At 73.5% G+C, this 19,050-nt stretch carries 16 protein-coding genes and 1 pseudogene; 6 read left to right on the top strand and 11 right to left on the bottom strand.

Features of this window, described 5'->3' with window-relative positions:
* Window positions 1–49: 49 nt before the first annotated feature.
* From RM540_RS00080 to RM540_RS00050, 8 genes and pseudogenes are all read right to left on the bottom strand, one after another.
* Complete coding sequence (locus RM540_RS00080; RefSeq protein WP_311661056.1) at window positions 50–1,087, bottom strand: 3-oxoacyl-ACP synthase III family protein; 1,038 nt, start codon at window positions 1,085–1,087, stop codon at window positions 50–52.
* 239 nt (window positions 1,088–1,326) lie between these two features.
* A complete protein-coding gene (gene fabG, locus RM540_RS00075) occupies window positions 1,327–2,058 on the bottom strand; it encodes a 3-oxoacyl-ACP reductase FabG (RefSeq protein ID WP_311661054.1) in 732 nt (243 codons plus the stop codon).
* Between the two features lie 106 nt (window positions 2,059–2,164).
* Window positions 2,165–4,609 carry a TonB-dependent receptor gene (locus RM540_RS00070; RefSeq protein WP_311661052.1) on the bottom strand — a complete coding sequence of 815 codons (2,445 nt, stop codon included), beginning with the start codon at window positions 4,607–4,609 and terminating at the stop codon, window positions 2,165–2,167.
* Between the two features lie 52 nt (window positions 4,610–4,661).
* Window positions 4,662–5,150: a GbsR/MarR family transcriptional regulator gene (locus RM540_RS00065; protein ID WP_311661050.1), complete on the bottom strand. Its 489-nt coding sequence runs from the start codon at window positions 5,148–5,150 to the stop codon at window positions 4,662–4,664.
* Between the two features lie 180 nt (window positions 5,151–5,330).
* Complete coding sequence (locus RM540_RS00060; protein WP_311661048.1) at window positions 5,331–5,873, bottom strand: ankyrin repeat domain-containing protein; 543 nt, start codon at window positions 5,871–5,873, stop codon at window positions 5,331–5,333.
* Window positions 5,874–6,128: 255 nt separating this feature from the next.
* Window positions 6,129–7,685 (bottom strand): catalase, encoded by a 1,557-nt coding sequence (locus tag RM540_RS00055; RefSeq protein ID WP_311661047.1) that lies wholly within the window; start codon window positions 7,683–7,685, stop codon window positions 6,129–6,131.
* Between the two features lie 271 nt (window positions 7,686–7,956).
* Window positions 7,957–8,139 (bottom strand): annotated as a pseudogene (locus RM540_RS16455) (HepT-like ribonuclease domain-containing protein); the annotation flags it as partial.
* Between the two features lie 41 nt (window positions 8,140–8,180).
* Window positions 8,181–8,483 carry a nucleotidyltransferase family protein gene (locus RM540_RS00050; protein WP_311661046.1) on the bottom strand — a complete coding sequence of 101 codons (303 nt, stop codon included), beginning with the start codon at window positions 8,481–8,483 and terminating at the stop codon, window positions 8,181–8,183.
* 274 nt (window positions 8,484–8,757) lie between these two features.
* Between RM540_RS00050 and RM540_RS00045 the strand changes: the two genes are divergently transcribed.
* Entirely contained in the window at window positions 8,758–9,294 is a 537-nt protein-coding gene (locus RM540_RS00045; protein WP_311661044.1) for a DUF1440 domain-containing protein, read from the top strand.
* Window positions 9,295–9,455: 161 nt separating this feature from the next.
* The gene (locus tag RM540_RS00040; protein WP_311661041.1) at window positions 9,456–10,268 is read left to right on the top strand and encodes an SDR family oxidoreductase; all 813 of its coding nucleotides are present in this window, start codon (window positions 9,456–9,458) and stop codon (window positions 10,266–10,268) included.
* Window positions 10,269–10,289: 21 nt separating this feature from the next.
* Here the strand turns inward: RM540_RS00040 and RM540_RS00035 are convergent, their stop codons facing one another.
* A complete protein-coding gene (locus tag RM540_RS00035; protein WP_311661039.1) occupies window positions 10,290–11,279 on the bottom strand; it encodes a hypothetical protein in 990 nt (329 codons plus the stop codon).
* A gap of 260 nt (window positions 11,280–11,539) precedes the next feature.
* On the opposite strand from RM540_RS00035, the gene epsC reads away from it, so the two are divergent.
* Window positions 11,540–12,379 (top strand): serine O-acetyltransferase EpsC, encoded by an 840-nt coding sequence (epsC, locus tag RM540_RS00030; RefSeq protein WP_311661038.1) that lies wholly within the window; start codon window positions 11,540–11,542, stop codon window positions 12,377–12,379.
* Between the two features lie 83 nt (window positions 12,380–12,462).
* Window positions 12,463–13,407, top strand: coding sequence for a cysteine synthase A (gene cysK / locus RM540_RS00025; protein ID WP_311661037.1), 945 nt, complete (start codon window positions 12,463–12,465; stop codon window positions 13,405–13,407).
* Window positions 13,408–13,564: 157 nt separating this feature from the next.
* On the opposite strand, the gene RM540_RS00020 is transcribed toward cysK, so the two are convergent.
* Together RM540_RS00020 and RM540_RS00015 are read right to left on the bottom strand one after the other, a co-directional pair.
* Window positions 13,565–14,200 carry a CIA30 family protein gene (locus tag RM540_RS00020; protein ID WP_311661035.1) on the bottom strand — a complete coding sequence of 212 codons (636 nt, stop codon included), beginning with the start codon at window positions 14,198–14,200 and terminating at the stop codon, window positions 13,565–13,567.
* Between the two features lie 92 nt (window positions 14,201–14,292).
* Window positions 14,293–15,861, bottom strand: a complete 1,569-nt coding sequence (locus tag RM540_RS00015) for a 4-coumarate--CoA ligase family protein (RefSeq protein WP_311661034.1) — start codon at window positions 15,859–15,861, stop codon at window positions 14,293–14,295.
* A gap of 186 nt (window positions 15,862–16,047) precedes the next feature.
* Between RM540_RS00015 and RM540_RS00010 the strand changes: the two genes are divergently transcribed.
* Window positions 16,048–18,495 carry a CehA/McbA family metallohydrolase gene (locus tag RM540_RS00010; RefSeq protein ID WP_311661032.1) on the top strand — a complete coding sequence of 816 codons (2,448 nt, stop codon included), beginning with the start codon at window positions 16,048–16,050 and terminating at the stop codon, window positions 18,493–18,495.
* 130 nt (window positions 18,496–18,625) lie between these two features.
* Window positions 18,626–19,033: a hypothetical protein gene (locus RM540_RS00005; protein ID WP_311661030.1), complete on the top strand. Its 408-nt coding sequence runs from the start codon at window positions 18,626–18,628 to the stop codon at window positions 19,031–19,033.
* Window positions 19,034–19,050: the final 17 nt, after the last annotated feature.

Genomic DNA, 19,050 nt, shown 5'->3' with positions numbered 1-19,050 from the left:
GGCGCCGGGGCCGGCGCGGGAAGAGGGCGGGGCGGGGTTGGTCTCGGGCCTACACGCGTTCCTGCGTACGTGCCGGCGGTTCCCCCGCGCCCCAGCGGAGCGCGAGCCCGGCGATCGCTGCCCCGCCCCCGGACGCGATCAGGACGACGAGGTCGCCGTCGCGGAAGCGGCCCTCGCGGTCGGCGTCCGCGAGCGCCATCGGGACGCACGCGCTGCCGGTGTAGCCGTAGCGGTCCATCACGAGGACAGCCTTATCCATCGGCTGCTCCAGGAGCGCCATCGTCTCGCGGATGCTCTCGACGTTGATCTGGGTAAAGACCCAGTGGTCCACGTCCGCGACGTCCACGCCGACGCGCTCGGTCAGGCGGCGGGCGACGGCGCTCCACGACTCGCGATTGAACTCGCGGGGGAACTTCTCTCGGAACTGGAGCAGGTGCTCCTGCGCCGCCACGCGCTCAGCCGTCGCGGGCGCGGCCGCCCCGCCCACGTAGATCCCCATGTGCTCGGCGAACTCGCCGCGCGTCTCGAGCTCGCTCGCGAGCACGCCGCCCCGCCCTTCGGTCGGCCCCAGGACCACGGCGCCGGCGCCGTCGGCGAAGAGAGTCGCTGTGTTCTTGTGCCGGTAGTCGATAAACCGGCTCATGAGGTAAGCCCCGGCCACGAGCACGCGCCGGTACTGCGGCCGCTCCGGGTCGTCGGCGACCACGTACTTGTTCGCCACGTCGAGCGCCGTCACGAACCCGGCGCACGCCGTGTTGAGGTCGAACGAGCCGGCGCCCGTCGCGCCCAGCTTGTGCTGCACGACGGCCGCCGTCGAGGGCGAGAGGTAGTCCGGCGTGTCGGTCGAGACCACGATAAGGTCGAGGTCCTCGGCGTGCGTGCCCGACGCCGCGAGCGCCTCGCGTGCGGCCCCGACCACCAAGTCGCTCGTCGTCTCGCCCTCGGCGGCGTAGCGCCGCTCGCGGATGTTGCGGCGCTCGACGAGAAAGCTCGAGACGTCCTCGCCGTACATCTCGTCGAAGTGGCTGTTGGGGACGACGCGCTCGGGCGCGTAGAGTCCGGTCCCGAGGATCTGGGCGCGGCGCATGGGGGGGGACGGGGTACGAGGTACGGGGTACGAGGTACGGGGTACAGAGGGGGGGGGGCGCGGGCGGGGCGGCTGGTAGGTCGTAGCGCCGTCGCATGCAACGGCGGGGGCGGGGCGGTGGGGCCGGCGACGGCACGCGGGCGGGGTGGGCAGCCAACCGACGGGCGGGGCGGAGTGGGAGGCCGGGCGGGGCGGCCGTACCGCGTACCCTGTACCCCGTACCTCACCCCCCGTACCCCCTACAAAACCAGCCCACCGTCCACGTTGAGCACGGCGCCCGTGATAAAGCGGGCGTCGTCGGAGGCGAGGAAGGCGTAGGCCGCCGCGACGTCCTCGGGCTCGCCGAGCCGCCCGAGCGGAGTCTTGTCGCGGAGCGGCCCGAGCACCTTCTCCGGCACCGTCTTGACCATCTCCGTCGCCACGAAGCCTGGGGCGACCGCGTTCACGCGGATCCCCTTACGGCCCAGTTCGCGCGCCCACGTCTTCGTCATCCCGATCACGCCGGCCTTCGTCGCCACGTAGTTGGTCTGGCCGAAGTTGCCGGTGTGGGCCACGACGCTCGCCGCGTTGAGGACCGCCCCGCCCCCGCGCGCGTCGAGGTGGGGGAGGGCCGCCTGCGTGCACAGGTAGACGCCCTTCAGGTTCACCGACACGACGGCGTCGAACTGATCGCCCGTCATCTTCCCCAGCGTCGCGTCGCGCGTGATGCCGGCGTTGTTGACGAGCACGTCGAGCCCGCCGAACGCGTCGACGGCCGCCTGCACCGCCCCGCCCGCGCTCTCCGCGTCGGCGACGTCGGTGCGGACGAATACGGCCGCCCCGCCCAGGCGGTCGGCCAGCTCGTGGCCCGCGTCCTCGGCGAGATCGGCGATCACGACGCGCGCGCCGTCGCGGACGAACCGCTCGCACGTGGCGCGGCCGATGCCCTGCGCGCCGCCGGTGACGACGGCGACTTTTCCTTCGAGTGTCATAGATGAGAGCGGAGTAGGGACACGGCTTGCTGTGTCCGTGATGAGCCGGCGGGGTGGTGCCGCCGGGGGCGGGGTGGGAAAGCGATCAGCCGCCCCGCCCGATTCCTTACCGGCCGAACGCCGGGAGCGTCGTCTTGAGCGAGGCGGTTACGAACGTGGGCGTCGGCGGCGAGCCGACGAACTCGCGCTGCTCGACCCCGAACAGGTTCGTCACCGCGGCCCCGACCTGGAGCGTCGGCGTGAACTGGTAGCCCGCGCTCACGTCGGCCGTCACGAAGCCGCCGAGCGGGCCGTAGTTGTAGTTGAACGGGACCGCCCCGCCCGGCGTTGTCAGGACCACGCGCTCGCCCTCCTGCTGGTCCGAGGCGAAGTGGCGGCCGGAGACGAACGAGTACTGCGAGACGCCGCGGACGGTGAGCGCGGCCGAGAGCCCAGCCATTCCGACGTCGCGGGCCGTGAAGGACAGCGAGCCCTTGTGGCCCGGTGTGTTCAGCGAGATCTCGTTGGGCGAGACCACGCCGTCGTTGTTGAGGTCGAACGACTCCTCGTCGATGTCCGAGTCGAAAAACGAGTACGTGCCCCCGATCGTGATCCGGTCGTTGAGGAAGTACGTGAGCCCGAGGTCCGCCCCGTAGGACGCGACCTCGCCGAAGTTGCGGTACGTCAGCACGACCTCCTGCCGCTGGAACGCGTCGTCGCCCGTGCCCGTCGCCGTGGCGAACCCGATCCCCGAGAGCGGCGAGACGAAGTTGTCCTCGGTCGAATAGTAGGCGTTCACGTCCACGAACAGGCGGCCGGAGGGGAGCCCCTTGTACCCAACCTCGACCGTGCGGACGACCTCGGGCACGAGCGGGTCCACCGTCTCCGCCTGCCCCTGCGCGTTCAGCACGGTGTAGCCCTGCGCGTTCCCCCGCGCCACGATGGGGACGCCGGTGGCCGTCGCCCCGAGCGGGATGTACAGCTCCTGCTGGAGCACGCTCGGCGCGAGGAACGCCTGCCCGTAGGTCACGCGGAGCGACCCGAGCTGCCCGCCGAGCCCGTAGACCAGCCCGAGCTTGGGCGAGAACTGGCTCCCGTAGTTTTCCTGGTAGTCGTACCGCCCCGCCCCGACCGCCCGGAGCGTCCCGACAAGCTGGCGCTCGAGCTGGAGCGCGACGCCGTAGCGGCTAAAGACCAGGCCCGTGCCCGTCGTGTCGCTGAGGTAGGTCCCCGAGCTCACGGCCTCCTCGCGCTCGTAGTCCGCCCCGGCGACGATGCCGAACCCGTAGAGCGTGTCGTTGAACTGGGCCTCGGCGTTGAACCGCGAGGACTGGTCCTTGAACCGGGCCCGCTCGCGGGCCTCGTCCGCGTCCACGCCGGCGAGCAGGAGCGGCGCCCGGTTCTGGAGCGCGAACGTCTGGCCCGAGTTGCTCCACGTCTGGTACGCCTGCGCGAAAAAGCGCGGGGTCGTCGCCCGGAGCTGGAGGACCTGGACGCTCCAGTCGTCGATCTGGTTGCGGCCCAGGTTCGTGACGCCGAGGTAGTCGTTCCGGCTGGCCGAGTACGAGAGGACGACGTCGGCGTCGGGCACCGGGCTGTAGAACAGGTCCGCCCCGCCCCGCGCGTGGCTCACGTCGAGGCTGGGGTCCTCGTTGACGGCCACGGTCCCGGCCGGCGTCGCGACGTAGACCGAGTCGTCGAAGGCGAAGTCGGTGCCGCCCGTGTACTCGCCCGTCAGCTTGAGCGCGAACCGCTTGTCGGCGAACGCCTGCGCGTAGCGGCCGCGGACCGAGTAGACGCTGGCGTCGGCCCCGCCCGCCCCGCCCTCGGCGGTCAGCGTGAGGCCGGGCGTGTTGCGCGGGTCCTTCGTGATCACGTTGATGATGCCGTTGTGCGCGTTCGGCCCGTAGAGCGCCGACGACGGTCCGAGGATGACCTCGACGCGGTCGACGTCCTCCTTCGTCACCGTGTTCATGTTCCCGAGCGGGAGCCCGTTGCCCGGGATGATCGAGCGCCGGCCGTCGGTGAGCAGGAGCATCTTCGAGTTGAACGCGCTGTTGAACCCGCGCGCATTGATGCCGACGCCGCTGATCCCGGTCCGCACGAAGTCGACGCCCTTGAGCCGGGCCAGAGCCTGCTCGTACGAGAACCCGGGGAACGCCTCGAGCTCGGCCGCCGAGATCACCTGGACCGTCGCTGGCGAGTCGGTCAGCTTCTCGGCCCGCCGGCTGGCGCCCGTCACGACCACCTCGCTCACGGCCGAGGCCGCCTCCTCCAGCACGAAGTCCGCGGCCACGACCTCGCCGGGGGCGGGGCGGACCTCGCGGCGCACGCCCTCGTAGCCCACGTAGGACGCCGTGAGCACGTAGGCGCCGGGCGGGGCGGAAAACCCGTAGCGGCCGTCGGTGTCGGTGGCCACGCCGTAGACGGTCCCTTCGAGGACGACCGTCGCGCCGATGAGCGGCTCGCCGCTCCCGGCCTGCGTCACGCGGCCCTCGAAGCGGGCGTCTTGGGCGGCGGCGGCGCCCGTGAGGAGGGCGCCGAGGAGGAGGCTCGCGAGCAAACGGGGCATGGGGGTGGGGGTGTGGCCCGCCCCGCCCTCGAAGCGCTTCCAGGTGCAGACGCTAGCCGCGCCCGTTCAGCCGGGCGGACTCGGCCTCCCACCGCTCGGCGAAGTCCTCGTAGAAGGACTCCATGAGCGTGTAGAAGGCCCGCATCTGGTCCAGGTTGCGGAGCGCCTCGGCGTGCGCGTCGTCCCCGTCCATCTCGTTCAAGAACTGCTCGGCCGTCCGCCGGTTTTTCCGGACGATGGCCATGTTGTGCTTGAAGTTGTTCAGGAAGAGGTCGGGGTGGGCCGCGTAGTAGTCGCGCCGGGCGTTCGCGCCGTCGACCTTGCGGACGAGGCCGGTCGCCGAGAGGTCGCGGACGGCCGTCGAGATCGGCCCCTTGCTCCGGCCGAGGAGCTCGGCCATGTCGTCGAGCGAGAGCGGGTCCGGCTGGACCAGGAGGAGCCCCACGAGGAGGCCCTTCAGCCGCTGAGACCCGTACTGCTCGTAGATCGACCCGAACTCGTGGACGAGGTCGCGCTGGGAGGGGGTGAGGGGGGAGGGCATGGAAGGAACGGGAGAACGTCTGCTTCGCGTTTGAAACGTTGCGAACGTTCGAGACGAGAATAGGGATTGTCGAAGGGCTTGTCAAGGCTCTGCAAAGATCAGTGCCGCCTCTGCCTGGCCCGTGGGGCGGGGCGGCTCCCCGCCCGCTGCCACATCTGCCCGCGGGCGGGGCGGGCCGAGCTATGCCGCCCCGCCCGCCGCCTCCAGCATCGCCACCACGTCCGCGCGGCCGTGGGCGCGCGCGAGGTCGAGCGCCGACCGCCCCGCCCCGTCAGTCGCGGCCGGGTCGGCGCCGTGCGCCAGGAGGAGCGCCACCATGTCGGGCGGCCCGAACGTGACGGCCATCTGGAGCGGCGTCGCGCCGGAGCCGTTGCGCGCCTCGACGTCCGCCCCGCCCGCGATCAGCCGCTCCGCGAGCGACGTGTAGCCCTTGAAGCACAGGCCGGCGAGCGGCGTGTTGCCGGCCGGGTCGGGCGCGTCGACGTCGGCGCCGCGGTCGAGGAGGAGGTCGACGGCCTCGCGCTGGTCGTTGTAGGCGGCGACCATGAGGAGCGTGTGGCCGCGCTCATTCGTCAGGTCCGGGTCGAGACCCGCGTCGAGGAAAACAGAGAGCACTTCGGCATCGCCGCGCCGGGCGATCTCGTGGAAGTCGACGTTCTGGAGGTCGACGGGCGCCGCCCCGCCCTCGGCGTCGGGGCGGGGTGGGGTCGGGTCGTCGGGCATCGGCGTGTGGGGGTGAGGCGCGTCGTACGCGGGACCGCCCCGCCCCGCTCCCGCGCGGGTGGGGTGGTTTCGGTGTCGTCTCGGCACGTCGGCGGTCGGTAGGGACACCATGCGTGGTGTCCCTACGGGCGGGGCGGTTAGGCGGGGCGGCCCGACCGCCCCGCCCGACCACAAAAACGCCCCGGCGGCCGAAGCCACCGGGGCGCGCAGATCAGGCGACCACCCCGCCCGCGAGGGCGGGCGGGGCGGGGCGGGTTAGCCGCGCTTGGCCTTGCCCTCGGGCACCATGTCCTTGACAGACATCGCGGCCTCGACGCCGGCCTGCCCGTCGCCGCTCGACTGGCGAACCTTGGAGACGGCCTCGCGGACGCGCCGGCCGTAGTCCTCGTCGACCTGGTCGAAGTGGGCGAGCTGGCGGTCGACGATCTCCTGGCGGTCGACGCCGCCGAGGGCGCCGGCCAGGTTCGTCACCAGCCGCTCCTTCTCGTCCTCCGACATCAGGTTGTAGAGGTCGGCGGCCTGGCTAAAGTCGTCGTGGTCCTCGCGGCTGTTGTACCGCTCGACGGTCACGTCGCCCAGGTGCCACGCCGGCTCAGCGTAGGACGGGTCCGGCCGGGGCGCGCCCTCGACCGAGTTCGGGTAGTAGTTCGGGTGGCCGGTCCCCTCGTCGAGCATCCCGCCGAACTGGCCGTCGCGCATGTAGTTGCGGACGGGCGTCTTCGGCCGGTTCACCTTGAGGGCGCGGTAGTTGACGCCGATCCGGTAGAGGTGGGCGTCCTGGTAGCTCATCAGCCGGCCCTGGAGCATCTTGTCCGGGCTCGGCCCGATCCCGGGCACGAGCGACGACGGGTTGTACGCCGCCTGCTCGACCTCGTGGAAGTAGTTCTGCGGGTTCCGGTTGAGCTCCATCTTCCCGACCTCGATGAGCGGGAAGTCGGCGTGCGGCCACACCTTGGTGAGGTCGAACGGGTTGTAGTCGACCTCCTCGGCCTGCTCCTGCGTCATCAGCTGGACGTAGCAGGTCCACGTCGGGAAGTCGCCCTGGTCGATGGCCTCCCACAGGTCGCGCTGGTGGCTCTCGCGGTCCTGGCCGATCAGCTCCGTCGCCTCCTCGTTGGTGAGGTTCTCGATGCCCTGGTCCGTCTTAAAGTGGAACTTGACCCAGGTGCGGACGCCGTCCTTGTTGACGAGCGAGTAGGTGTGGCTCCCGTACCCGTTCATGTTGCGGTACGTCTTGGGGATGCCGCGGTCGCCGAAGAGCCACGTGACCTGGTGGAGCGACTCGGGGCAGAGGCTCCAAAAATCCCACTGCATGTCGGCGTCGCGCAGGTTCGTGTGCGGGTGCCGCTTTTGCGAGTGGATGAACATCTGGAATTTGTACGGGTCGCGCACAAAGAAGATGGGCGTGTTGTTGCCCACCAAATCCCAGTTGCCCTCGTCGGTGTAGAACTTGAGCGAGAACCCGCGCGGGTCGCGCTCGGCGTCGGCCGCGCCGCGTTCGCCGGCGACGGTCGAGAACCGGGCCGCCATCTCGGTCTGCTTGCCGACTTCCGAGAACATCGAGGCCCGCGTGTACTCGGTGATGTCGCCGGTGACGGTGAACGTGCCGAAGGCGCCGGAGCCCTTGGCGTGGACGGCGCGCTCGGGCACGCGCTCGCGGTTGAAGCGCTGGATCTGCTCCTGGAGGGCCACGTCCTGCATGAGGACCGGCCCGCGCGGGCCGGCCGTCAGCGCGTTTTCCTGGTCGGCGATGGGGGCGCCGTCCGCGGTCGTGAGGAGGGGGCCTTGCTTTTTGGTGGGCTCGGTAGCCATGGCGGGTCGGGGGAATGCTGGAGTCGCTGCAAGATCGGACTCGGCGGGCGGGGTGGGAGATCCGGCGCGCGCGGGAATTCTGCCGCGCCTCGCGCCCAGGTGGGGCGGGGCGGCGACCGCCCCGCCCGACTTATCCAGCGGGGCTTACCCAGCGGGGCGATCTCGGGAGAGGTCGTCGAGGAGACGGCGGAGGGCGGCGCGCTCGATGGGGAACCGCTCGTAGATGGCGACCCAGGCAAAGCTCATCTCGGTCCCCCAAGGCGTGCGCGAGCCGGTCACGCATCCCCGCCTCCCGCCACATCACCTCCGGGCAGCGGGCGCGGACGTCGTCGGGGAGGTGTTTGGCCGCCTCGCCGATGACCTCGAACGCTCTGATGACGGCGTAGGACACGAGGTCACTGGCCTGGAGGTCGCTGGGACTCATCTCTCCGACGAACCGCTCGATCCGGTCCATCTCAGCGAGGATGTCCTCGACGTAGGTCCTCGTGCTCCGCGTCATACACGCACGAGGTCCCGCTCGACCGCCGACTCGAAGCGGACGTCGCGGACGGGTCGCGTCGCGAGGTCGACCTTCAGGCCCATCGCCTCCTCCATGTCCAGCCCGAGGCCGACGAACGCGTAGAGGCTCGGCGTCCGGTCGAACTCGACGAGCACGTCGAGGTCGCTCTCGGCCGTCTGCTCGCCGCGGGCGTACGACCCGAAGATGGCGAGCGCGCGGACGCCGTAGCGCTCGCGGAGCTCGGGGAGGAGCGCGGCGAGCCGGGCGCGGACGGCGTCGGTGGTGGGCGGGGCGGGCATGGGAGGAGTGTACGCCACCCCGCCCCGCGCACGGCCGCGGCCGCGGGGCAAGCACGTGCTGCGGACGGGTCCCGACTCGACCCGCAGACCCCCTCCGTCTGGGCGCCCACCGCCCCGCCCGGTGCGCCCGCGTGGGCGGCGGGCGGGGTGGACGCCGGAAAGGGCAGGTGGGGCGCGCCCCTGAGGGGGCGCCCGATGTCGGGGCGGGGCGGCCGTCGAGCCGGACCCGCCCCGCCCCGCCCTCGTCTCACGGGCTCCCTTCTCCCACCCCGCCATGTCCATTTTCTCCCCCCGCCGTTCGCTGTGGAAAGGCGCCGTCGCCGGCCTCGCCGGCGGCCTCGTCGGCACGTTCGTCAAGAGCCAGGTCGAGCCGCCCCTGCAGGACCTCGGCGAGCGCTGGTTCCCGCCGTCCCCGAGCCAGGAGGAGCTGCCCGGGGCCGACGTCAAAGGGCACCCGGAGCGGATGCCGCCGGCGAAGCTGGCCCAGGCCGTAACCGACGTGGCCGGCGTGACGCTGGACCGAGACCAGAAGCTGACGGCCAACGAGGGCATCCACTGGACGTTCGGGACGTCGGCGGGCGTGGCCTACGGCGTGCTCGCCGAGGTCACCGGCGCCGAGGCCGGCTACGGCGTCCCGGCCTCGCTCGCGCTCTTCGCAGCCACGCACGGTTCGTCGCTGCCGGCCTTCGGCCTCCAGGCGAGCCCGGCGAAGATGCCGGCGGCGTGGTGGGTCTGGGAGGGCGGCTCGCACCTGGTCTACGGCCTCGCGGTCGAGCTCGCCCGCCGCGGCGTGCGCAAGGCGCTGGGGTAGGGGGGCGACGAGCCCACCCGCCCCGCCCGCGCTCTGGGGCGGGGTGCCGCCCGCGCCGCCGTGAGCGCGAGCGCCGGTCAGCCCTCCGGGCGTCGCCTGCGCCTCGGGGGCGGGGTGGCCTATCCTAGCCGCCCCGCCCTCCGAGTCCGCCCCGCCCGCCCATGTCCACCGCCCCGCTCGGCACCGGCTCCGTCGTCCTCATCACCGGCGCCTCGTCGGGGATCGGTGAGCAGCTGGCGCTCCAGCTGGCCTCGCGCGGCGCCCGGCTGGCCCTCGCCGCGCGCGGGGCGGACGACCTGGAGCGCGTGGCCGAGGCGTGCCGCGGGCGGGGCGGCGAAGCGGTCGCGGTGCCGACCGACGTGGGTGTCGAGGTCGAGTGCCGGGCGTTCGTCGACGCCGCCGTCGAGCGCTGGGGCCGCGTCGACGCGCTCGTCAACAACGCGGGCGTGTCGATGTGGGCGCGGTTCGACGAGATCGAGGACCTGGGCCTGTTCGAGCGGCTCATGCGCGTGAACTACCTCGGGAGCGTGTGGTGCACGCACGCCGCGCTCGGCCACCTCGAAGCGTCGCGCGGGCGGCTCGTGGCCGTCTCCAGCCTCACCGGGCTCACGGGCGTCCCCACGCGGACGGCCTACGCGGCGTCGAAGCACGCCATGCGGGGCTTTTTCGACTCGCTCCGCATCGAGCTCCGGGGCACGGGCGTGAGCGTGACGGTCGCCTACCCCGGCTTCGTCGACACCTGGGTCCGCCGCCGCGCGACCGGGCCGGACGGGCAGCCGCTCGGCGAGAGCCCGGTCCAGGAGGACCGCGTGATGAGCCCCGAGACGTGCGCGCGCCTCATCCTGGAGGCCGCCGACGGCCGCAAGCGCCAGGTCGTGATGACGGCGCGCGGCCGGGCGGGGCGGTGGCTCTCGCTCGTGGCGCCGGGGCTCGTGGACCGCCTCGCGGCGCGGGCCATCGAGCAGGGACGGTAGCCGCCCCGCCCGCGGCGGCCGTCAGAACGGGCAGAACGTGCCGGGCGGGAGGTCCGGCGGGCAGGGCATGGGGAAGAAGCCGCCGTCATAGGGCGGGGTGGGCGGGTTTTGAAGCTCGTACGCCTCTGCTTCCGCCCACCCGTCCTTGGAGCCGTCCGCGAGGAGCTTGTCGAGGCCGCCCAGCGCCGCCGCGAGCCAGTCCGTCCGCACGTCCCACTGCACCGCCCCGCCCCGCGTGGTGCGGCGGCCGCCTTGCCAGACGCTCCCGAGCGTCCCGCGCGGCGTGACGGCGCTGGCCTGCACCATCTGCAGAAAATGGATCGCCTCGTGCCGGATGGTGTCGTCGTCGGGCTCTTCCTGGACCAGAACGACGCGGCCGACCGCCCGGCCCGACGCATACTGCACGCCGATCTCTTCCGGGTTGAGGGCGGGGTGGACGTACATGAGCACCCCGCCCCGCACGACGGGCCGGCCGCCCGAGAGCGGGACGGCCACGAGCGCGACCGCCGCCAGCGGGTCCACCTCGACGCCCACGGCCGGGCCGGGCCGCGTGGCGAGCGGCGTCCGCAGCCTCACGTCGAGCGGGCCGAACCCGACGCGGACGTGCCCCAGCGGGCCGCCGCCCGTCGCCGCGTTCTCGGCCCGCGACGCCGACGCGAAGGCGAGGCCCAACCCCAGCGCGCCCCGCCCGCGCCCAACCTGGTCCTTGGCCGCGTAGAACCCGGCGCCCGCGACGGCGCCCCATGCCGCCGCCTCGGCCGCGTCGCCGACGGACCGGACGCGGCCCTCGACCACGCCGCGCGCGACCGTGAACAGCGACGTGAGGCCCACGTTGGCGAGCGCGATCCGCTCGCGCTCCGGGAACGTCGGCTCGTCCACCCCGCCCCGGCCGGGGCGCGGCTGCGCGGTCGCGGGCGCCGCGGCGAGAACGATCAGGAGGGCCGCGAGCGTCCGCATCCCGGAGGCTACCGCCCCGCCCACACCAAGGGAAGGGCGGGGCGGGGCGGTCACGTCGTTTGGCCCCCCTACGGCGCCCCAGACGGAGTTGCGTTCGGGGCGCGGAGGTACAGCGCCTCACTCGCGCCGTGCCAGAACGCGAGCGCGCGGTCGGGGTCCGCCCCCTCTGGCCGATGCGGACGCGCGGGGCGGGCTCCATGCCTGGCGTACGCGGGGGGGCGTCGGGGACGCCCGGGCGTGGAAGCGCTTCGGGGCGGGGCGGCAGAACCTTTTGATGCAACAGGGATTCTGGACCGCCCCGCCCCGCTCCTCCCATGCCGACGGACGTACGCACCCGCCTCGACGCCTTCCTCGACGCGGCCGAGGCCGCCCGCGCCGCCTACGGGCCGCGCGCGCCGTCGATGGCCGGGGCCGAGGCCGTCGTCGGCGCCGCGCTCGCGCTCCTGTTCCCGGCCTTCTGCGGCGGGGCCGGGGGCGGGGCGGTCCGCGCCGAGGCCGAGCGGTTCGAGCGGCTCGTCCGCGCCCTGCTCGCGCCCGTCGTGCCCGACCGGGCGGGGCGGCTCGCCGAGGCCACGCTCGGCGCCCTCCCCGCCCTCCACGCCGTGCTCCTCGACGACGTCGAGGCGACGTGGGCCGGCGACCCCGCCGCCGCGAGCGTCGATGAGGTCGTGCTGGCGTACCCCGGCTTCTACGCGACGGCCGCCTACCGGCTCGCCCACACGCTCTACCGCGAACGCGTCCCGCTCGTGCCGCGCCTGCTCACCGAAGTCGCCCACCGCGAGACGGGTGTGGACGTCCACCCCGGCGCGCGGATCGGGCGGCGGTTCACCATCGACCACGGGACCGGCGTCGTCGTCGGCGAGACGGCCGTTGTCGGCGACGACGTCCGCGTGTTCCAGGGCGTCACGCTCGGCGCGCTCAGCGTGGACAAGGGGCTCGCGCGCGTCAAGCGGCACCCGACGATCGAGGACGGCGTCGTCCTCTACGCGAACGCGACCGTTCTCGGCGGCGACACCGTCGTCGGGGCCGGCAGCGTCGTCGGCGGCAACGTGTGGCTGACGCGGTCGGTCCCGCCGGGGTCGGTCGTCACGCACGTGGCCCAACTCAAGACGCGCGACGGCCACACCGAGCCGCTCATCGAGTACCACATCTAGGGGGCACGGGGCACGAGGTCCTTGACACCGACGGCCGCCCCGCCCCACGTACCCTATACCTCGTACTCCGTACCCTCCTCCCCATGCCCTACGACTCCATTCTCCAGGCCATCGGCCGCACGCCGCACGTCAAGATCAACCGGCTGTTCGGGCCGGACGCCAACGTCTGGATCAAGCTGGAGCGCCAGAACCCCGGCGGCTCCATCAAGGACCGCATCGCTCTCTCGATGGTCGAGGCCGCCGAGGCGTCCGGCGCGCTCGCGCCGGGCAGCACGATCGTCGAGCCCACGTCCGGCAACACGGGCGTCGGGCTGGCGATGGTGGGCGCGGCCAAGGGCTACCGCGTGGTCCTCGTCATGCCCGAGACGATGTCGGTCGAGCGCCGGAAGCTGATGGCCGCCTACGGCGCCGAGTTCGTGCTCACGCCCGGCCCGGGCGGCATGAAAGGCGCCATCGACCGCGCCGGCGAGATCGTCGCCGAGACCGACGGGGCGTGGATGCCGCAGCAGTTCGAGAACCCGGCCAACCCCGAGGTCCACGAGCGGACGAGCGCGCAGGAGGTGCTCGACGACTTCCCCGACGGCCTCGACGCGCTCGTCACCGGCGTCGGCACGGGCGGCCACATCACGGGCCTCGCCCGCGTGCTCAAGCCGAAGATGTCTGGCCTGAAGGTGTTCGCCGTCGAGCCCGACGCCTCGCCAGTGATCTCGGGCGGCGAGCCCGGCCCGCACCCGATCCAGGGGGTCGGCGCCGGGTTCATCCCGGGCAACCTGGACACGGACTTGATCGACGGCACCGTCCGCGTGACGGGCGAGGAGGCCACGGCGTACGCGCGGCGGGCGGCCCGCGAGGAGGGCCTGCTCGTCGGCATCTCGTCGGGCGCCTCGCTGGCCGCCGTCGCCAAGACGCTCCCCGACCTCGCGCCGGGCGCCCGCGTCCTCACGTACGGCTACGACACGGGCGAGCGGTACCTCTCGGTCGAGGGCCTCTTCGAGCTCCCCGAGCCCCGCGAGCACGCGCTGCCGTAGCGGGAGGGATGCGGGACGGAGGGATGGGAGAGGGATGGGGGAGAGCCACCCCGCCCTCGCCTCTCAGCAGAGCCGGCCGCCCCGCCCGCCGACAGGGGCGGGGCGTTCGAGCACGCCGGGCGGGGCGGCGCGTTTTCTGCTCATCCATCTCGTCCCTCTATCTCTCCCCGTACGCCCCGATCCAGTCGACCTCCAGGCGGAACGGGCCGTCCTGTCCGTCGATGATGTAGAGCCCGAACGCCTGGACCGCTGCCGGGTCGAGCGGGGCGGCGTCGACGGGCTCGCCGAACACGCTGGACTCGAACGCGCCCCACGGCACGCGGACCGTCCGCCATTTGTCTGTCGTCTCGAACGGGGCACGGCGCGAGACCTGGCGGCCGCGGCCGTCGCGCGTGCCGTCGTCGACCTCGACCTCGAACGTCCGCCCACCGCCGCGGACGCGGAGCGCGAGGCCGGCGGCGTCGGAGAGGTCTACGGTCTTGTCCTTGAGGACCGACGTGAACCCGCCGCCTTCGGTCACGACGTCGCCCGTGAACACGAGCGCGCCGCCTTCGATGGAGACGGAGCCCCGTGAGTCGCCGCCCATCACGCCGTCGTTCTGGACCGTCCAGGGATCGGCGTCGGCGTCGAAGGAGAAGAGGGGGCGCGTCGAGTCGGGCATGGCGGGCGGGGCGGTGTCGGCCGCCGCCCCGCCCTCGGTGGGCGCGGGGGGAGCGGGCGGGGTGGCGTCGGGCGGGGCAGCGCACGCGGCGAATGCCACCAAGCCGGCGAGGAGGCGAGCCGTGGAGGACACGTGGACGGGCACCGCCCCGCCCCAGCGGCGGGCGGAGGCGCCCACCCCGCCCCGCCCGGAGCGCGGGGGCGGGGCGGCACGCGTCGCGCTCCTCACGCCCGGTCCTGCTCGACGAGCACGCGGCGGAGGATCTTGCCCGACGACGACTTCGGGATCTCGTCCACGAAGGCGACCTCGCGGACCTTCTTGTACGGCGCCACGCGCTCGGCCACGTAGGCCATTACGTCGTCGGCGCTCAGGTCGTGGTCGGGCTTGAGGACGACGTAGGCTTTGGGGATCTCGCCGGCCTCCTCGTCCAGCACCGGGATCACGGCGGCGTCCCCGATCGCGTCGTGGCCCAGGAGGAGCGCCTCGAGCTCGGCCGGCGGCACCTGGTAGCCCTTGTACTTGATGAGCTCCTTGACGCGGTCGACGATAAAGAAGTCGCCGTCCTCGTCGACGACCGCCACGTCGCCCGTGTGGAGCCAGCCGTCGGCGTCGAGCGTGCGGGCCGTGGCCTCGTCGTTGCCCAGGTAGCCCTTCATCACGTTCGGGCCGCGAACGAGGAGCTCGCCGCGCTCGCCGTCCGGGACCTCCTCGCCCGTGTCCACGTCGGCCAGCTTCGCGTCGACGCCGGGGACGACCGGGCCGACCGAGCCATACTTGGTCCACGGCGTCCGGCTCGCCGGCACGAAGTGCGTGACGGGGCTGGCCTCGGTCATCCCGAACCCCTGCTTGACCTCGCACCCCAGCCGGTCGGCCACGGCCGCCGCGACCTCGGTGCCCAGCGGGGCCGCCCCGCTCACGATGCGCACGAGCGCGCTCAGGTCGTACTGGTCGACGAGCGGGTGCTTGGCGAGGCCGACCAGGATGGGCGGGACGAGGAACGCCTTGGTCACGCGGTGGTCCTGCATGAGCTGGAGGAACTGCTCCAGGTCGAACCGCGGCATCGTTACGACCGTCTGGCCCGCGCGCATGGCGGAGTTGACGAGCAGCGTCATGCCGTAGATGTGGAAAAACGGCAGGATGGCGATCAGCACGTCGTCCGGGGTCCCGTCGTCGACGGCCTCGAACTGGACCACGTTCGCGACCAGGTTCCGGTGCGTGAGCATGACGCCCTTCGGCAGGCCCGTCGTGCCGGACGAGTAGGGGAGCGCGGCGAGCGCCGTCGACGGGTCGAACCCGTGGAGCTCGGGCGGTTTTGTGCTCCCGTCGGTCTCTTGCAAGAGCGACGCGAACGGCGTGGCGCCCTCGCCCTCGCCGAACACGAACACCTCCTCGACGCCGGCCGCGTCGGCGGCCTCGCGCGCCGTCTCCAGGAACGGCGGGACCGTGAGCAGGTAGCGCGCGCCGGAGTCCTCCAGCTGGTGCGCCAGCTCGCTGGCCGACGACAGCGGGTTCATCGTCGTCGCCACCCCGCCCGCGCGGATCGCGCCGTGGAAGGCGATGGGGAACTCGGGGAGGTTCGGGCTGAGGATCCCGAACACGTCGCCGACCCCGAACCCGCGCGCGGCCAGCGCCGCCGCCACGCGCTCGACGCCGCCGGCGAGCTGGGCGTAGGTGAGCACGCGGCCGGTCGGCCCGTCGATGAGGGCCGGCTTGTCGCCGAGCGCGTACGCCTCCTTCAGCACGAACTGCGGGAGCGGGGCGTCGGGGACGAGGATGTCGGGGCCGTGGACCATGAGGCGTGGGGCGGGGCGTGGAGGCCGGGTGAACGCGGGCGGGGCGGCGGCGGTCCGGCTCCGCCCTGTTCTCCGGTAGGACCTCGCCTCGCGCGGGGCGGGGCGGTCCCGCGCGGCCTATGTTGACCGGCCCTCGCCCTTTAGGCCGGCCCTTCGAGGCCGCCCGACCATCCGCCCGCCCCGCCCATGCTGACTGCGCCGCCCGCCCGCGCCCTGCTGCTCCGGGTCCTCCTCCTGGCCGTCGTCGCCGCGCTCGCCGCCCCGCCCGCGCTCGCGCAGTGGACGAACCGCTACCCCCAGGTGCCGGGCTACGGCCACCACGTCTACCTCGAGGGCTACGACCTGCCGACGATGGGCGCCGGCGTGACCGACCCGGCGCCGTCGCCGGACGGCCGCACGCTCGCGCTCGCCTCGCGCGGGTGGCTGTGGCTGCTGGATTTGGAGACCGGCGTCGCCCGGCGCCTCACCTCGGGCGGGGCGGTCGACGCCCGGCCGGCGTGGTCGCCCGACGGCCGGCGCCTCGCGTTCGTCCGCGACACGGGCCGCGAGACGTCCATCGTGGTCCTCGACGTCGAGGGCGGGGCGGAGCGCGTGGTCGCCGCCGAGGCGGGCCTCGAGCTCGACCCGGCGTGGACGCCGGACGGGGCGGCGCTCGTCTACGCGGCGGCGGGCGAGAACGGGGTCGGCCTGCGCCGGATCGACCTGGCCACGGGCGAGCGCGCCGTCGTCACCGACGCGCCCGGCCTCGCCGTCGCGCCGGCGGTCCTCCCCGACGGGCGGGGCGTCGTCTACGTCGCCAAGCGCGGGGCCGAGGAGGTCCGCGTCCGGGACCTGGCGACGGGCGACGAGCGCGTGCTCTACGCCGGGCGCATCCTGTCGCAGACCCGCCCCGCCCTCGCGCCGGACGGCCAGACCGTCGCGCTGAGCGTCCCGACCGACGACGGCTGGGAGCTGGTCCTGGCCGACGTGGACCGCCCCGGCCCGACGCTCCGCCTCGTCGCCGGCGACGCCCCGCCGCTCGCGCCGGCGTGGAGCCCGGACGGCGCGGCGATCTACTACGCCCAGGCCGACGCCGACGAGCGCCTCCGCCTGATGCGCGTGCCCGCCGAGGGCGGGGCGGCCGAGGAGGTGCCCGTGCGTACGTGGGACTGGGGCACGGAGACCGGCACGCTCACGCTCCGCACGACCGTGGGCGGCGCGCCCGCGCCCGCCCGGTTCGCCGTGACCGACGCCGCGGGCCACCCGCTCGTGGCCGACCGTCAGGCGTGGTTCGACGGCCAAAACGGCGTCGTCTACCAGTACTCACCGGGCGAGGTGACGCTGGAGGTGCCGGCCGGCGAGGTCCGCGTGGTGGCGGTGCAGGGGCTCGCCACCCCGCCCGCGACGGCAACGGCGACGGTCGCGCCGGGCGGGGCGGAGACGGTCGCGCTCGCGCTGGAGCCGGTCTGGGACGCGGCCGCCGACGGCTGGCTCTCGGGCGACCACCACTTCCACCTCAACTACGGCGGCCCGTACGCCCTGACGCCGGACGACCTGGCGCCGCTCCTGGCCGGCGAGGCGCTCGACGTGGCGACGCCGCTCGTGGCCAACCTCCACACGCGGTACGAGGACGACCAGTTTTGGGGCGCCGGCTCGACCCGTGCGCTCCCGTACGTCGCGTTCGGGCAGGAAGTCCGGTCGCACTTTTTCGGCCACGTCGCGCTCGTCGGCACCGAGACGCTGTTCGACCCGTGGATCTGGGGGCCGGGCTACGAGGTGTTCGGCGACGACGACCGCGAAAACGCGACGGCGATTGCCCACGCCCGGAGCGAGGGCGGGATGGGCACCTACGTCCACCCCGTCGCGGTCCGCGACCCGTTCGAGCCCGGCGCCGAGGGCGCCGTGCCGGTCGAACTGGTGGCCGACGGCGTGCTGGGCGACCTCGACGCCATCGAGGTCGTGTGCCTGTGGACCGACGACCTGGGCACGGCCGAGGTCTGGTACCGGCTCCTCAACCTGGGCCAGACCGTCGTGCCGACGGCGGGCAGCGACGTGATGAGCAACTTCTACCGGACGATGGCGCCGGGCACCACGCGCGCCTACGTCCGCGCCGGCGCCGACGCGAGCTTCGACGCCTACCTCGACGGCCTCATGTCGGGCCAGAGCGTTGTCACGACCGGCCCGCTCCTCGACGTGGAGGTCGACGGCGCCGCGCCGGGCGGGGTGGTGAGCGGCGGGGAGGTCCGGTGGGCGGCGGACCTCGCCTCGGCCGTCCCGGTCGACCGCGTCGAGGTGGTCGTCAACGGCCGCGTGGTCCAGACGGTGCCGGGGCTGGCGGCGCCCGGCCGCCGCGAGATCCGGGGGACGGTGACGCTGCCCCAGGCGGGGTGGGTCGCCGTCCGCGCCGTGAGCGACGAGCCGCAGGGCTGGCCGTCGATGGCGGCGTACCCGTTCGCGCACACGGCGCCGGTGTGGATCGGCGGCGGCGGCAACCTCGACCCCGCGGCCATGCGCGAGGCCGCGCACGACCTGCTCCGCGTCCTCGACGTGTCGGAAGCGCGGTTCGAGACGGCCTACGCGGGCGAGGACGCGCCGCGCCTCCGCGAGCGGTTCCGCCGCGCGCGGGCGGAGCTGGAGCGCCGGGCGGGGCGGTAGGCGGGCCGCCCCGCCCGCGGCAGCGCGGGCGGGGTGGTGGTCTGGGGGGGCGCTATGTTTGTCAGCAGGTTGCTGATCTGGTGGATCACGACTCTGCTGAACTTCTGGTTCTACGGCCCTTCTGCCCGACGTGAAGTCCCTCCCAATAGCCGCCGCTCTCGCGCTTGCAGCCTGCGCCTCAGAGGGTGTCCCGCCTCATGAACCCCCGCCTGCCGTAGCGCTGCACTATGCGGAGCGGTCCTCGTCGGTCAACCTCCCCGTCGCGTGCGACGAGTTCGGCGGCGTGCTCGGGTTCGTCTCGGACACCGCCGACGTTTGGGACCCAGCGGCAATCTCTGAACTGCGGCTGGCGGTGTCGGAGGCAGCCCCGATCCCCGACTCGGCTCACGTCATGGACGCCCGGCTCGTCGCCTACTTCTACGACCGAGCCAAGACCGACACCGTCTGCGTCGGCGGCCGCTTCGGAGCGGAGGTAAACGGGGTGCCCGTCGTAGACTCCGCGCTCGTCCGGCTACTGTGGTCCGCCACCAGTCCGTAACGCCGGGCCGCAGAACC

It is taken from the genome of Rubrivirga litoralis, from assembly GCF_031846415.1.
Taxonomy (GTDB): Bacteria; Bacteroidota; Rhodothermia; order Rhodothermales; family Rubricoccaceae; genus Rubrivirga; species Rubrivirga litoralis.
Note: the sequence above shows the minus strand (reverse complement) of the source record. Positions and strands in the feature narration are given on the sequence as shown.

What these genes read in the sequence shown, in the direction of transcription:
- RM540_RS00080 (WP_311661056.1), bottom strand. Translation starts at nt 1,087, where the DNA reads ATGCGCCGCGCCCAGATCCTCGGGACCGGACTCTACGCGCCCGAGCGC.
- RM540_RS00070 (WP_311661052.1), bottom strand. Translation starts at nt 4,609, where the DNA reads ATGCCCCGTTTGCTCGCGAGCCTCCTCCTCGGCGCCCTCCTCACGGGC.
- RM540_RS00010 (WP_311661032.1), top strand. Translation starts at nt 16,048, where the DNA reads ATGCTGACTGCGCCGCCCGCCCGCGCCCTGCTGCTCCGGGTCCTCCTC.
- epsC (WP_311661038.1), top strand. Translation starts at nt 11,540, where the DNA reads ATGCCGACGGACGTACGCACCCGCCTCGACGCCTTCCTCGACGCGGCC.
- RM540_RS00050 (WP_311661046.1), bottom strand. Translation starts at nt 8,483, where the DNA reads ATGCCCGCCCCGCCCACCACCGACGCCGTCCGCGCCCGGCTCGCCGCG.
- RM540_RS00065 (WP_311661050.1), bottom strand. Translation starts at nt 5,150, where the DNA reads ATGCCCTCCCCCCTCACCCCCTCCCAGCGCGACCTCGTCCACGAGTTC.
- cysK (WP_311661037.1), top strand. Translation starts at nt 12,463, where the DNA reads ATGCCCTACGACTCCATTCTCCAGGCCATCGGCCGCACGCCGCACGTC.
- RM540_RS00045 (WP_311661044.1), top strand. Translation starts at nt 8,758, where the DNA reads ATGTCCATTTTCTCCCCCCGCCGTTCGCTGTGGAAAGGCGCCGTCGCC.
- RM540_RS00055 (WP_311661047.1), bottom strand. Translation starts at nt 7,685, where the DNA reads ATGGCTACCGAGCCCACCAAAAAGCAAGGCCCCCTCCTCACGACCGCG.
- RM540_RS00040 (WP_311661041.1), top strand. Translation starts at nt 9,456, where the DNA reads ATGTCCACCGCCCCGCTCGGCACCGGCTCCGTCGTCCTCATCACCGGC.
- RM540_RS00015 (WP_311661034.1), bottom strand. Translation starts at nt 15,861, where the DNA reads ATGGTCCACGGCCCCGACATCCTCGTCCCCGACGCCCCGCTCCCGCAG.
- RM540_RS00060 (WP_311661048.1), bottom strand. Translation starts at nt 5,873, where the DNA reads ATGCCCGACGACCCGACCCCACCCCGCCCCGACGCCGAGGGCGGGGCG.
- fabG (WP_311661054.1), bottom strand. Translation starts at nt 2,058, where the DNA reads ATGACACTCGAAGGAAAAGTCGCCGTCGTCACCGGCGGCGCGCAGGGC.